This window comes from Mesorhizobium sp. L-8-10 (assembly GCF_016756635.1).
GTDB lineage: Bacteria > Pseudomonadota > Alphaproteobacteria > Rhizobiales > Rhizobiaceae.
On the sequence record NZ_AP023263.1, the window covers coordinates 2,876,827 to 2,890,392 of the forward strand.

Annotated in this window: 14 protein-coding genes; 12 read left to right on the forward strand and 2 right to left on the reverse strand. The window is 64.2% G+C overall.

Features of this window, described 5'->3' with window-relative positions; translation table 11 throughout:
- Nucleotides 1-39: 39 nt before the first annotated feature.
- The 7 genes from JN280_RS13380 (at nucleotide 40) to JN280_RS13410 (ending at nucleotide 7,517) form a co-directional block, all read left to right on the forward strand.
- Nucleotides 40-2,025, forward strand: coding sequence for an AMP-binding protein (locus tag JN280_RS13380; RefSeq protein WP_274609095.1), 1,986 nt, complete (start codon nucleotides 40-42; stop codon nucleotides 2,023-2,025).
- Nucleotides 2,022-2,846, forward strand: a complete 825-nt coding sequence (locus JN280_RS13385; RefSeq protein WP_202312801.1) for an ABC transporter ATP-binding protein — start codon at nucleotides 2,022-2,024, stop codon at nucleotides 2,844-2,846. The genes JN280_RS13380 and JN280_RS13385 overlap by 4 nt, the downstream gene beginning before the upstream one ends.
- A gap of 12 nt (nucleotides 2,847-2,858) precedes the next feature.
- On the forward strand, nucleotides 2,859-3,008 hold the full coding sequence (locus JN280_RS13390) for a DUF3096 domain-containing protein (protein WP_202312803.1): 150 nt from the start codon (nucleotides 2,859-2,861) through the stop codon (nucleotides 3,006-3,008).
- A 46-nt stretch (nucleotides 3,009-3,054) separates the two neighbouring features.
- Nucleotides 3,055-4,014 carry a branched-chain amino acid ABC transporter permease gene (locus JN280_RS13395; protein WP_202312805.1) on the forward strand — a complete coding sequence of 320 codons (960 nt, stop codon included), beginning with the start codon at nucleotides 3,055-3,057 and terminating at the stop codon, nucleotides 4,012-4,014.
- Nucleotides 4,015-4,118: 104 nt separating this feature from the next.
- Nucleotides 4,119-5,195, forward strand: a complete 1,077-nt coding sequence (locus JN280_RS13400; RefSeq protein WP_202312807.1) for a branched-chain amino acid ABC transporter permease — start codon at nucleotides 4,119-4,121, stop codon at nucleotides 5,193-5,195.
- A gap of 93 nt (nucleotides 5,196-5,288) precedes the next feature.
- Nucleotides 5,289-6,608, forward strand: a complete 1,320-nt coding sequence (locus JN280_RS13405; RefSeq protein WP_202312809.1) for an ABC transporter substrate-binding protein — start codon at nucleotides 5,289-5,291, stop codon at nucleotides 6,606-6,608.
- Between the two features lie 72 nt (nucleotides 6,609-6,680).
- Nucleotides 6,681-7,517 carry an ABC transporter ATP-binding protein gene (locus JN280_RS13410; RefSeq protein WP_202312811.1) on the forward strand — a complete coding sequence of 279 codons (837 nt, stop codon included), beginning with the start codon at nucleotides 6,681-6,683 and terminating at the stop codon, nucleotides 7,515-7,517.
- A gap of 44 nt (nucleotides 7,518-7,561) precedes the next feature.
- On the opposite strand, the gene JN280_RS13415 is transcribed toward JN280_RS13410, so the two are convergent.
- Entirely contained in the window at nucleotides 7,562-8,101 is a 540-nt protein-coding gene (locus JN280_RS13415) for a Uma2 family endonuclease (protein ID WP_244743287.1), read from the reverse strand.
- 225 nt (nucleotides 8,102-8,326) lie between these two features.
- Between JN280_RS13415 and JN280_RS13420 the strand changes: the two genes are divergently transcribed.
- The 4 genes from JN280_RS13420 (at nucleotide 8,327) to JN280_RS13435 (ending at nucleotide 11,819) form a co-directional block, all read left to right on the forward strand.
- Nucleotides 8,327-8,575, forward strand: coding sequence for an aa3-type cytochrome c oxidase subunit IV (locus JN280_RS13420; protein ID WP_202312813.1), 249 nt, complete (start codon nucleotides 8,327-8,329; stop codon nucleotides 8,573-8,575).
- A gap of 74 nt (nucleotides 8,576-8,649) precedes the next feature.
- Complete coding sequence (locus tag JN280_RS13425) at nucleotides 8,650-9,990, forward strand: Re/Si-specific NAD(P)(+) transhydrogenase subunit alpha (protein ID WP_202312815.1); 1,341 nt, start codon at nucleotides 8,650-8,652, stop codon at nucleotides 9,988-9,990.
- Nucleotides 9,990-10,418 carry an NAD(P) transhydrogenase subunit alpha gene (locus tag JN280_RS13430; protein ID WP_202312817.1) on the forward strand — a complete coding sequence of 143 codons (429 nt, stop codon included), beginning with the start codon at nucleotides 9,990-9,992 and terminating at the stop codon, nucleotides 10,416-10,418. Before JN280_RS13425 ends, JN280_RS13430 begins: the two co-directional genes overlap by 1 nt.
- Before the next feature lie 3 nt (nucleotides 10,419-10,421).
- On the forward strand, nucleotides 10,422-11,819 hold the full coding sequence (locus JN280_RS13435) for an NAD(P)(+) transhydrogenase (Re/Si-specific) subunit beta (RefSeq protein ID WP_202312819.1): 1,398 nt from the start codon (nucleotides 10,422-10,424) through the stop codon (nucleotides 11,817-11,819).
- Between the two features lie 94 nt (nucleotides 11,820-11,913).
- Here the strand turns inward: JN280_RS13435 and JN280_RS13440 are convergent, their stop codons facing one another.
- Nucleotides 11,914-12,228: a hypothetical protein gene (locus JN280_RS13440; protein WP_202312820.1), complete on the reverse strand. Its 315-nt coding sequence runs from the start codon at nucleotides 12,226-12,228 to the stop codon at nucleotides 11,914-11,916.
- 153 nt (nucleotides 12,229-12,381) lie between these two features.
- Between JN280_RS13440 and JN280_RS13445 the strand changes: the two genes are divergently transcribed.
- Complete coding sequence (locus JN280_RS13445; RefSeq protein ID WP_244743289.1) at nucleotides 12,382-13,548, forward strand: mandelate racemase/muconate lactonizing enzyme family protein; 1,167 nt, start codon at nucleotides 12,382-12,384, stop codon at nucleotides 13,546-13,548.
- Nucleotides 13,549-13,566: the final 18 nt, after the last annotated feature.

A 13,566-nucleotide genomic window follows, 5' to 3' on the forward strand; every position in this document is an offset into this window, starting at 1 on the left:
GCGCGAACGGTTGCGTCCGGCGAAGCATATTCCAACGATGTGTCGCGGCCTGCGGGGAACGCGGGAGCCGATCTCGACACGTTCCCGAAATATCTGCTCTTCAATGCAGAGCACCACGCATCGCGGCCGGCGATGCGACACAAGGACTACGGCATCTGGCAGAGCTGGAACTGGAGCGAGCAGGCGGACGAGATCCGGCGGCTCGCCCTCGGGCTGCAGGCGCTCGGCCTTTCCCGCGGCGAGCGCGTCGCCATTGTCGGCGCGAATCGTCCGCGGCTCTACTGGAGTTTCGCCGCCGCCCAGTCGCTCGGAGCCGTTCCCGTTCCGGTCTATGCAGACGCCGTCGCCGAAGAGATGGCCTATGTGCTCGACCATGCCGAGGTCCGATTCGCGATCGTCCAGGACCAGGAGCAGGTCGACAAGATCCAGTCGTTCCAGGACAAGATCCCGGCGCTGAAGGAGATCGTCTATGACGAGCCGCGCGGCCTGCGCGACTACGACCCCAGGGGGCTCACAGCCTTCACGTCCGTGCAGGAAAAGGGGGCGGCCGTGGAGAGGGCCGATCCCGAGGCGGCGCGCCGCTGGGCGGATGCAATCCGCGCGGCAAGCGGCGACGACATTTCCGTCATCCTCTATACGTCGGGTACGACAGGCCGCTCCAAGGGCGTGATGGTCAAGGCCTCGGCCGCTGTCAAGGCCGCCCGCGACACGGCGGCCTTCGACCGGCTGACCGAGAAGGACAGCGTGCTTGCCTATCTGCCGCTCGCCTGGGTCGGAGATCACTATCTCAACTACGCGCAGGGCTACGTGAGCGCCTTCTGCATGAATTGTCCCGAGAGCCCGCAGACAGTTCCGCAGGATCTGCGCGAGATCGGGCCGACCTTCTATTTCGCGCCGCCGCGAATTTTCGAAGGGCTCCTGACCAGCGTCACCATACGCATGGAGGATGCCGGCCGGTTGAAACGCTGGCTCTTCGACCATTTCATCCAGGTGGCCCGCAAGCATGGCGAGGCGATCCTGGAAGGACGCCCGGTCCCGCTATTGGCGAGACTGAACTATGCCCTCGGCAACCTTCTGGTCTACGGGCCGCTCAAGAATGTGCTGGGGATGTCGAACATCCGGGTCGCCTATACCGCCGGGGAGGCGATCGGCGAGGATCTGTTCTCGTTCTTCCGCTCGCTCGGGATCAATCTCAAGCAGCTTTACGGCCAGACCGAGGCTTTCCTCTACGTGACCGTGCAGAAGGACGGTGCCGTGCGCTCCGACGCGGTCGGACCGGCCGCGCCCAATGTCGACATCCGCATTTCCGAGGCCGGCGAGGTGCAGTTCCGCTCGCCCGGCATGTTCTCCGGGTACTTCCGCCAGGAAGACAAGACCGCGGAAACGATGACGCCGGACGGCTATGTGAAGACCGGCGATGCCGGCTTCTTCGAGAAGGACGGCCAGCTCAGGATCATCGACCGCGCCAAGGATGTCGGCAGGCTACGTTCGGGGGCGTTGTTCGCGCCGAAATACATCGAGAACGTCCTGAAGTTCTTCCCCAACATCAAGGAGGCCGTGGCCTTCGGCGACGGCCGCGATTTCGCCGCCGCCTTCATCAATATCGACCTGCAGGCGGTCGGCAACTGGGCCGAGCGCAACAACATCGCCTACGCCTCCTATCAGGAACTCGCCGGCCACCCCGAGGTCTACAGGATCATCGCCGGCCATGTCGACGAAACCAACCGGCGTCTCGCCAGGGAGCCGATGATGGCGGGCGGCCAGATCAGGCGCTTCCTGGTGCTGCACAAGGAATTGGACGCCGACGACGGCGAACTGACAAGGACGATGAAAGTGCGGCGTTCCTTCGTCGCCGAGCGCTATCACGAGCTGATCGAGGCGCTCTATGACGGTACGACGCAAAAGAATGTCGAGACCGAGGTGACCTTCGAGGATGGTCGCAAAGGGCATATCCGCGCCACCGTGCGGATCATGGACGCCAAGATCCACGGTGCGGCGGAGCCGATCAGGGAGGCCGCCGAATGAATGCCTTGCCCGATACGTTGCGCGTCGCCGCCCCGGACGACGGCATACCGCATGGCGAAACCCTGCTTGAGGTCAGGAACGTCTCGCTGTCCTTCGGCGGCGTGAAGGCCATCACCAATATCTCCTTCGACGTCAGAAAGGGCGAGATCCGGGCGATCATCGGGCCGAATGGCGCCGGCAAGACCTCGATGCTCAACGTCGTCAACGGCTTCTACACGCCGCAGCACGGCACGATCGTGTTCCGCGGCGTGGAGCGGCGCGGCATGAAGCCTCACCATGCCGTGCGACAGGGCATTGCCCGCACCTTCCAGAACGTTGCTTTGTTCAAGGGCATGTCAACGCTCGACAACATCATGGCCGGCCGCTCGGTGATGATGCGGCGCGGCCTGTTCTGGCAGATGCTCTGGCACGGGCCGGCGCTGCGCGAGGAGATAGAGCATCGCGAGAAGGTCGAGGAGATCATCGACTTTCTGGAGATCCAGCATATCCGCCGCACACCGGTCGGGAAGCTGCCCTACGGCCTGCAGAAGCGGGTGGAACTCGGCCGGGCGCTGGCCATGGAACCGTCCCTGCTGCTTCTCGACGAGCCCATGGCGGGAATGAATCTCGAGGAGAAGGAAGACATGAGCCGGTTCATCATCGACGTGAACCGGCAGCGCGGCACGACCATCGCCCTTATCGAGCACGATATGGGCGTGGTCATGGATCTTTCCGACCGTGTGGTCGTCCTGGACTACGGCAAGAAGATCGCCGACGGCACGCCCGACGCGGTCAAGGCCGACCAGCAGGTCATCGACGCCTATCTCGGCGTCGCCCATTGAAAGGAGCGGCGGATGACATTCACGGCAATCACCATCGGGCCGTTGATCGCATTGATTGCCGGCATACTCATCCTGGTGATGCCGCGGCTGCTCAACTACATCGTCGCGTTCTACCTGATCCTCGTGGGGCTGCTCGGCCTCTTCCCGCAACTGGGCGGATGAACAGATCGAAGCCGGGAGTGGTGGCAATGAGAAAGAGGGGAAAGCCGTGGAACTGTTGAACGCCATCCTGGTGAAGCCTTTCGCCGACATGTTCGGCGCGCCCGATTTCCTTCTGCAGGTGCTCTGGGAAGGGCTGGTATCGGGCGTGCTCTATGCGCTGATCGCGCTCGGCTTCGTGCTGATCTACAAATCGTCCCGTATCTTCAATTTCGCGCAAGGCATCATGGTCGTCTTCGCCGCGCTGACCCTGGTGGGCCTGCACGAAAAGGGCGTGCCGGCGCTGCTCGCCGTGCCGCTGACCCTGCTGGTGATGTTCATCCTCGCGGTCTGCATCGAACGTGTGGTGCTGCGCCCGCTGGTCAACCAGCCCGACATCATCCTGTTCATGGCGACGATCGGCATCACGCTATTCCTGGTCGGTTTCGGCGAGACGATCTTCGGCGGCGAGAACAAGGTGATGATCACCGAGCAGCTCTATATTCCGACCGGCTCCTTCGACTTCGAGCCCTTCGGCGGTTTCGTCTCGATCGAGCAGAAGGACCTGACCGCGGTGATCGGCGCGGTTGCGCTGGTCGCGGGGCTGCTGATCTTCCTGAACAGGTCGAAGATGGGGCGGGCGATCCGGGCGCTCGGCGACGATCACCAGGCTGCTCTCTCCGTGGGCATCTCCCTGTCCGGCATCTGGGTTCTGGTCTGGTTCATTGCAGGCATCATCGCGCTCGTCACAGGCATCGTCTGGGGGGCGCGGGCCGGCGTGTCCTTCGCACTGGAGGTGATCGCCTTCAAGGCGTTGCCGGTGCTGATGCTCGGCGGCCTGGAATCGGTGCTTGGCGCGATCCTCGGCGGCCTGGCGATCGGCATATTGGAGAAGCTCTTCGAAATCTATTGGGGCCAGCCGCTGCTCGGCGGCAACACGGAGACCTGGTTCGCCTTCGTCTTCGCGCTGATCGTGCTCCTGTTCCGGCCGCAGGGCCTGTTCGGCGAAAAGATCATCGAGCGGGTGTGAGCGATGGCGAGTTTCCAGGCAAAGTTTCAAGACGCGGGCGTTTCCTTCCCCCTCGAGCTGCAGGGTGATGGCTTGCATCCGGTTTCATTCGGAGGCAACGGCTGATGCTTTACCGCACCGCAGGCCAGTTCAAGACCTCCTACCGCGCCGACCACGCGCTGTTCCCGCTGCGCCAGGACGCCTGGCTGCTGGCCTTCATCCTCGTCGTCGCCTTCTTCGTCTTTCCTCTCACCGCCAGCGATTTCGCCTTCCGTGCGCTGCTCGTGCCGGTTCTGATCTATTCCCTGGCGGCGCTCGGCCTCAACATCCTGACCGGCTATGCCGGGCAGCTCTCGCTCGGTACCGGCGCCTTCATGGGTGTCGGCGCCTATGCCTGCTACAAGCTGATCACGCTGTTCCCCGAGCTCAATCTGGTCGTTGCGATCGCGTTGTCGGGCTTTTTCTCGGCCGCCGTCGGCGTGGCCTTCGGGCTGCCGTCGCTGCGCATAAAGGGCTTCTACCTGGCGATCGCCACGCTGGCGGCGCAGTTCTTCCTGGTCTGGCTCTTCGAGAAATGGGGCTGGCTCTACAACTACAACGCGTCGGGCGCGATCCAGGTGCCGAATATCGAGATGCTCGGCATCACCGTTGCCGGCCCGCAGGCCAAGGCGATCACGCAATATTATTTCGTGCTCTGCGTGGTGGCACTTGTCACCTGGCTGGCCATCAACATCACGCGCGGCCGTATCGGGCGGATCTGGAAGTCGGTGCGCGACATGGATATCGCGGCCGAGCTCGTCGGGATCAATCTGATGAGGGCCAAGCTTTCCGCCTTCGCGGTGTCGTCCTACATCGTCGGCGTGTCGGGCGCGCTGTTCGTCTTCCTTTGGCGCGGCGCGGCGGAGCCGAACCTCTTCGACATTCCGCTGTCGTTCCGCGTCCTGTTCATCGCCATCATCGGCGGGTTGGGCTCGATCCTTGGCAATTATCTCGGCGCGATCCTGATCGTGGCGCTGCCGGTCGTGCTGAATTTCGTCCCCGGCGCGCTCGGCATTCCGATCAGTTCCTCAATGGGCGAGCACCTGAACACCATGGCCATCGGCGCGCTGATCATCTTCTTTCTCATTGTCGAGCCGCACGGCCTGGCGCGGTTCTGGGCGATCATCAGGGAAAAGCTCATCATGTGGCCATTTCCGCATTGACGGAAAGACGAGGCGGCTGCCGGGGGCTGCCGCCGCAAACGGGGTCGGTTCACCCGGCCCTTTCGGAGAAACGGACAACAGGAGGAGACGCAGATGAAGTTTACAGCGAAGACAGCCCTATTGGCGGCGGCCCTGGCCGCGGGCACCGCGTTCGCGGTGCCCGCGATGGCCGAGGACATGGTGAACCTGCCGAACCTTTCCTACCGGACCGGGCCTTTCGCCGCGACCGGCATCCCGCTGATGAATGGCCAGCGCGACTATATGATGATGCTCAACGAGCGCGACGGCGGGGTGAACGGGGTCAAGCTCGGCTATGACGAGTGCGAAACCGGCTACAACACCGAGAAGGGTGTCGAGTGCTACGAGAAGACCAAAGCGGCCGGAGGCATCGTCACCCAGCCCTGGTCTACCGGCATCACACTCCAGGTCCTGCCCAAATCGAATGTCGACAAGATACCGATTCTGGCGCCCGGCTACGGATTCTCCGCCATGCAGGACGGCAAGACCTTCCAGTGGGCCTTCAATCCGCCGTCCTCCTATTGGGATGGGGCCTCGATGATCCTGAAGAATATTTCGGGCGGCGATCTGGACAGCCTGAAGGGCAAGAAGATCGTGTTGCTCCATCTCGACCATCCCTATGGCAAGGAACCGATTCCGCTTCTGGAGTCGCTTGCCGCCAAGCATGGCTTCACCCTGTTGCCGATCCCTGTCGGCCTGAAGGAAATGCAGAACCAGTCGGCGCAGTGGCTGCAGATCCGCCGCGAGAAGCCCGATTTCGTGCTGATGTGGGGCTGGGGCGCGATGAATGCCGGTGCCGTCACGGAGGCGGCCAAGACCAAATATCCGATGAACCAGTTTGTCGGCATCTGGTGGTCGGGCCATGACGGCGACCTGAAGCTGGTCGGCGACGCCGGCAAGGGCTACCGGTCGATTTCCTGGAGCCTGCCCAATTCCGAGGCGCCGGCGATGAAGGACATCAAGAAATATGTGGTCGACGCCGGCAAGTCGATGGCCAACACGGCCGACGGCGAGTTCGATTCCGTGTTCTACCAGCGCGGCGTGCTGATCTCGATGATTCTGGCGGAAGGGGTGAAGGCCGCGCAGGCCCAATTCAACGCCAAGGTCATCAACGCCGAGCAGCTTCGCTGGGGCCTCGAGAACCTCAAGCTCGACGAGGCCAAGCTGAAGGAACTCGGCCTGGAGGGCATGATTCCGCCTTTCTCGACCTCCTGCTCGGACCATACCGGCCATGCAGGCGCCTGGATGCTCGAATGGGACGGCACGAAGTTCGTCAAGGTTTCCGAACTGCTCGAGTCGGATCGCGCCGCGATCGATCCGATCGTTGCGGCCAAGGCCAAGGAATATGCCGACGCCAACCAGCCCTGGCCGGTCAACGAGGAATGCAAGATGTAGCCAGCGCCGCCGGCCTTCTTCCGTAACGGGGAGAGGGCCGGCCGGTCCGGTCGGTTTCTGCAAGGATACAGGATGAGCAACGCACACCAACCCGCCCCGGCACCAGCCACGCCGATCTTGTCGGTGAACAACATCGAGGTGATCTACGACCATGTCATCCTGGTGCTGAAGGGTGTTTCCCTTTCCGTGCCGAAGGGCGGGGTGACCGCGCTGCTCGGCGCCAACGGAGCGGGCAAGACGACGACGCTGAAGGCAATCTCCAACCTGCTCCAGGCGGAGCGGGGCGAGGTGACCAAGGGCAATATCGTCTTCGAGGGGGAGGAGGTGCAGGCGCTTTCCCCCAATGAGCTGGTGCGGCGCGGCTGCATCCAGGTCATGGAAGGCCGCCATTGTTTCGGCCATCTCTCGGTCGAGGACAATCTGCTCACCGGCGCTTTCACGCGCCGCGACGGCAATGCCGCGATCCGCGACGATCTCGAGCTGGTCTACAAGTATTTCCCGCGGCTCAAGGTGCGCAGGAAGAGCCAGGCCGGCTACACGTCGGGCGGCGAGCAGCAGATGACGGCGATCGGCCGGGCGCTGATGTCACGGCCCAAGATGATCCTGCTCGACGAGCCGTCCATGGGGTTGGCGCCGCAGCTCGTGGAGGAGATCTTCGAGATCGTGAAGAAGCTCAACGAGGAACAGGGCGTCTCCTTCCTGCTGGCCGAGCAGAATACCAATGTCGCGCTGCGCTACGCCAAATACGGCTACATATTGGAATCGGGCCGCATCGTGCTCGACGGCGAAGCGTCGTCGCTGCGCGAGAACGAGGACGTGAAGGAGTTCTATCTCGGTGTCGGCGGGGAAGGACGCAAGTCTTTCCGGGACGTCAAGCACTACAAGCGCCGCAAACGCTGGCTGGCGTGAGCAGTCACTCGCGCCCGACGTCGAACGCGATGTCGCGGTAGAGCTCAGCCAGCGCGAGCGACGTGCCGATCTCCGCCAACGCGATCGTCGCGTCGAGGCTGATGGCTTCCTCTGTCGCCCAGCCATTCGGGCCCCGGGCGCCAGATGGTCACCTGCGGCGCCTCGCTGTCGACCAGGAGCACGACCTTCACCGCCGGATGCTGTTGGTATTCTGCCAGTTTCTGGAAGCGGTCATACCGAGTGGTCGAAGGCGACAGGATCTCGATCACGGCCCGGGGATCGTCCGCCGTCATGGAGCGTGGATCGGGTTTGCCGCATTCTATCAGCACGTCGGGGCGGCGCGTGCCGCGAGACGTAAGGATCGATGTGTCCGAAGTCTTGGGTCGGCATGATGTGCCGCGCAACTGGTTTCCGAAAGCGGCGATGGTGTTGACCGTGATGCTGTCGTGCCGGTCGGTCGCCCCGGTCATGGCCCTCACGGTCATCACGGGCAGGCCGTCGACGAGTTCGTAGTTCCTGTCCTGGTGTTTCTGCCATTCGAAGAACTCGTCGATCGTCATCGGACGCCTGGCTTTCTCGGCCATCTTTCACTCCATCTGCGGGTCGACAATATCAAATCGCTGTTTCGACCAGAAGATGGGCCAGCGACGGCTTCGCCTCGGCCGGGTGGCCGCCGTCAACGGCGTGCGGCCACACATTATCGCGGAATTGCTTGACGCTCTTGTCGCAGACCAGCGGCCAATAGCGCCATTGCCCTTGGCCCTGCTTTTCGCTATGTGCCGGGCGACAGGCTTTGCGAGGGATACACAATGGCTGATCACACGCCGACCGGCCCCGTCGAGACGGGCGCCCCGATGGACTATCAGGAGCATGAGAAGACCTATCAGCTCTTCATCACCCTGACCAAATATGTGTCGTTGGTCTGCGTGGCCCTGTTGGTCGCCATGGCCTTCGGCTTCTTCGCTCCGGCCGGCTTCTTCGCTTCCCTTGTGCTGTTCCTGGTGATCTGCGCCGTGGGCGGTTATCTGCTCCGCGACATCCCGGGGCACATCAGCTGATATTTCCGCTTCCATAACGACCGGCGGAAGCCGGGCTGCGAAGGATATGGGTTCCAACCGGAGGGATAGAGGCGGTGGGACAGACAGTTTTCGTACCGGCTGAGATCGACGCGAACGAGCCCCGTGTCGGTGCATCGCCCGAGACGGTGAAGCGGCTTGTCGGGCTCGGTTTCGACGTGGTGGTGGAGGCCGGTGCGGGTTTGGGCTCGCGCATCGTCGATGCGGATTTCGCCGCAGCGGGCGCCGCGATCGGCAAGGCCTCCGATGCGGGCCGGGCCGATATGGTGTTGAAGGTGCGCCGGCCGAGCGAGGCGGAGCTGAAGGGCTACAAATCAGGTTCGGCCGTCATCGCCATCATGGACCCTTATGGCAACGACGCGGCGGTGGCGGCCCTGGCGCGCGCCGGGGTGACGGCGTTTGCCATGGAATTCATGCCGCGCATCACCCGCGCCCAGGTGATGGACGTGCTGTCGAGCCAGGCCAACCTGGCCGGCTACCAAGCGGTGATCGACGCGGCGGCCGAATATGACCGGGCCCTGCCGATGATGATGACGGCGGCCGGCACGGTGCCGGCGGCGAAGGTCTTCGTCATGGGGGTGGGCGTGGCCGGCCTGCAGGCGATCGCCACCGCGCGCCGCCTCGGCGCGGTGGTGACGGCGACCGACGTGCGGCCCGCCGCCAAGGAGCAGGTCGCCTCGCTCGGCGCCAAGTTCATCGCGGTCGAGGACGAGGAGTTCAGGCAGGCCGAGACCGCCGGCGGCTACGCCAAGGAGATGTCGAAGGAATACCAGGCCAAGCAGGCCGCGCTGACGGCCGAGCACATCGCCAGGCAGGACATCGTCATCACCACGGCGCTGATCCCCGGGCGTCCGGCGCCGCGGCTGGTGTCGGCGGCGATGGTGGCCTCGATGAAGCCGGGCTCGGTGCTGGTCGACCTGGCGGTGGAGCGTGGCGGCAATGTCGAGGGTGCCGAGGCCGGCAAGGTTGTGACCACGGCCAACGGGGTGAAGATCGTCGGCCATCTCAATGTGCCGGGCAGGGTGGCGGCTTCGGCGTCGCTGCTCTACGCCAAGAACCTCTACGCCTTCCTGGAGACACTGGTCGACAAGGCAGGCAAAAAGCTTGCCATCAACCGTGAGGACGAGCTGGTCAAGGCAACCATGCTGACCGACGGCGGCAAGGTGGTGCATGCCGCCTTCGCCGATACGGCGGCCAGCGTGACGGCCGCGCCGGTTGCCGCGGCGGACAAGCCGGCGACGCCGGTTGCCGCGGACAAGCCGACCAAAGCGGCTGCCGCGAGGAAATCGGCGAAGAAGCCGACGGCGGCAGCGGACAAGCCGGCGAAGAAGCCGGTTGCCGCGGCCAAATCGTCATCGAAACCAGCGGCGGCGCCCAAAACCGGGGGAGACGCGTGATGGAACAGACAGCACTGGAAAAGGCCCTCGACCAGCTCGAGCAGTCGGTGGCGGCGGTCAGGATGGCGATCGCGGATCTGGCCCAGGCGCCGGCAACCGCCGATGCGGCCGGCGATGCGGCCCATGCGCTGTCGGGCGGCGCCATCGATCCCTTCGTGTTCCGCTTCGCCATCTTCGTGCTGGCGATCTTCGTCGGCTATTACGTGGTGTGGTCGGTGACGCCGGCCCTGCACACGCCGCTGATGTCGGTCACCAACGCGATCTCGTCGGTGATCGTGGTCGGCGCGCTTTTGGCGGTCGGCATCTCGGCCTCCGGCCTTGCCACCGGCTTCGGCTTCGTCGCGCTCATGCTCGCCGCCGTCAACATCTTCGGCGGCTTCCTGGTCACCCAGCGCATGCTGACCATGTACAAGAAGAAAGAGAAGTAAGCGATGAACGCCAATCTCGCCTCTTTCCTCTATCTGGTCTCCGGCATCCTGTTCATCCTGGCGCTGCGCGGCCTGTCGCATCCGACGACCAGCCGGCAGGGCAATCTCTACGGCATGATCGGCATGGGGATCGCCATCCTGACCACGCTGGCGCTGGCCACGCCGAGCCTCGGCGGCCTGGCGCTGATCGTGGTCGGGCTGGCCATCGGCGGCGGCGTCGGCGCCTATGTGGCGCGCTCCATCCAGATGACCAAGATGCCGCAGCTGGTGGCGGCCTTCCACAGCCTGGTCGGCCTTGCCGCGGTGATGGTGGCGGCGGCCGCGCTCTATGCGCCGGAAAGCTTCGGCATCGGTTCGCTCGGCGCCATCCACGGCCAGGCGCTGGTCGAGATGAGCCTCGGCGTGGCGATCGGCGCGGTCACCTTCACCGGCTCGGTCATCGCCTTCCTGAAGCTCGACGGGCGCATGTCGGGCAAGCCGATCATGCTGCCGGGCCGGCATGCCGTCAACGCCGCGCTCGGCATCGCGCTGGTGGTGCTGATCGTGCTCCTGGTGACCACCCAGAGCACGATCGCGTTCTGGCTGATCGTGGCGGCGTCGCTGGTGCTCGGCGTGCTGATCATCATCCCGATCGGCGGCGCCGACATGCCGGTGGTGGTGTCGATGCTGAACTCCTATTCGGGCTGGGCGGCGGCCGGCATCGGCTTCACGCTGGGCAACCTGGCGCTGATCATCACCGGGGCGCTGGTCGGCTCGTCGGGCGCGATCCTCAGCTACATCATGTGCAAGGGCATGAACCGCTCCTTCATCTCGGTGATCCTCGGCGGCTTCGGCGGCGAGGCGGCGGCGGTCGCCGACGACGGCATCGAGCGCACGGTGAAGCAGGGGTCGGCCGACGACGCGGCCTATCTGATGATGAACGCGCAGAAGGTGATCATCGTGCCGGGCTACGGCATGGCGGTGGCGCAGGCCCAGCACGCGCTGCGCGAGATGGCCGACAAGCTGAAGGCGGCCGGCGTCGAGGTCAAATACGCCATCCATCCGGTGGCCGGCCGCATGCCGGGCCACATGAACGTGCTTTTGGCCGAGGCCAATGTGCCTTACGACGAGGTGTTCGAGCTGGAGGACATCAACTCAGAGTTCGCGCAGGCCGACGTCGCCTATGTGATCGGCGCCAACGACGTGACCAACCCGGCGGCGCGCGACGACAAGGCGAGCCCGATCTACGGCATGCCGATCCTCGACGTCGACAAGGCGCGCACCTGCCTGTTCGTCAAGCGCTCGCTGGGCTCCGGCTATGCCGGCATCGACAACACGCTGTTCTACAAGGACGGCACCATGATGCTCTTGGGCGACGCCAAGAAGATGACCGAAGAGATCGTCAAGGCCTTCGACCACTGAGCCGAACGACCATCCCATCCACAGCCAGACGAAAAAGCCCGGCCGAAACGCCGGGCTTTTTCGTTAGCGTCCGCGACCGGACACCAAACCGGAATCAACCACCGTCGCCCGGCAGTTCGTCCGGAGCGGAGAGGTGGCGCTCGAAACGTTCGAGCAGCGTATGCATATCCTTGCGCGCCGCGGCGAATGCCTGGGATTGTGCCCTTTCGGCCATGTCGGCCTTGTAGGCTTCCAATGACGGGAAGCGGCATTCCCAGCGGGTGTCGGGCCCAGCGCCCTCCAGCTTGACATAGATCCGCCCCGGCTCGAGCCCGAGTTCCCGGCGAATGGCGGATGCCTTGCGCCGCTGGGCAAGCACTGCCGCGGCCTGGCCTTCCCTGGCGAAATAGTTGGTCGTCTCGACGATCATAGCCTTCTCCTCCCGGTTCTCCGATGTCTCTGGCGCGAGCCGCGCACGATGCCGCTTTCAACCCTTGACGACCACAAAATATGATCATAAACTGTGATCACAGTAGATGATCGCAGCTTAGCGCATCACGCTGCAGGTCACAATCGCAAAGGTGTGCTCTTGCCTACGATCAAGTCCATCGAAACACTGATTGTCCAACTGCCCACCCGGCGCGAGCACAAATGGGCCGGCCTGACGGAAGTCATCGGCCGCTATGTGATGGTGCGGATGACGGACAGCGACGGTCGCGTCGGCTGGGGTGAGGCGCCGGCGCTCAAGGACTGGGGCGGCGAGTTCGGACGTTATTTCGGCGAATCGGCGCTGATCACCCGTTCCGTCATCGATACCTATCTGGCCCCGGCGGTCATCGGGCTGGATCTCGGCAACTTCGCCGAACTGCATGCCAGGATGGATGCGATCATCCGCGGCTATCCCTATTCGAAGGCCGCCGTCGAGTTCGCTACCTATGATCTCACGGGCCGCTGGCTGAATGTGCCGGTCCACACGCTGCTCGGCGGCAAGGCGCGCGATCGCGTGCCGGTCACCCATTCGATCGGCCTGATCTCGATCGAGGAGGCGCGTGCCGAGGTGGCCAGGCTGGTCACGGAAGGCGTGAAGACGATCAAGGTCAAGATCGGCGTCGATCCCGATCGAGACGTCGCCATGGTCAACGCCGTCCGCGAGGTCGCGGGCGAGGCGGTCGAGATCTGCGTCGACGCCAACGAAGGCTACAAGACGCCGGGCGAGGCGGTCCAGACCGTGCGCAGGATGGAGAAGAACCGGCTCAAATATGTCGAGCAGCCGGTCATGGGCATTGAGCGCATAGCCGAGGTCGGGCGCCGGATCGACGCGCCGGTTATGGCCGACGAGTCGGCCTGGAACGCGCATGACGCCGTGCAGATCATCCAGTCGGGAGGAATCCAGATCGTCTCGATCTACACGACCAAGTCGGGCGGCCTCTACAAGGCCATGGAGGTCGGGGCCGTGTGCCGTGCCGCCGGCATCATCTGCAACGTCAACGGCTCCATCGAGACGGGTGTCGGCAATCTGGCCAATGTGCAGCTCGCAGCCGCATCGCCCGCCGTCACGCTCTCCTGCGTCATTCCCGTCTCGACACCGGCCGAGGCGCAGCGCGGCCAGGTCGGCGGCATCTACTACAAGGACGACCTGCTGGCCGAGCCCATGCAATTCGTCGACGGTGCCATCGTGGTCCCCTCCGGCCCCGGCATGGGCATCGAGGTGGATCTCGGCAAGATCGAAAAATACCGCGTGCGCGATTGAACGCGGCACGGATATCAG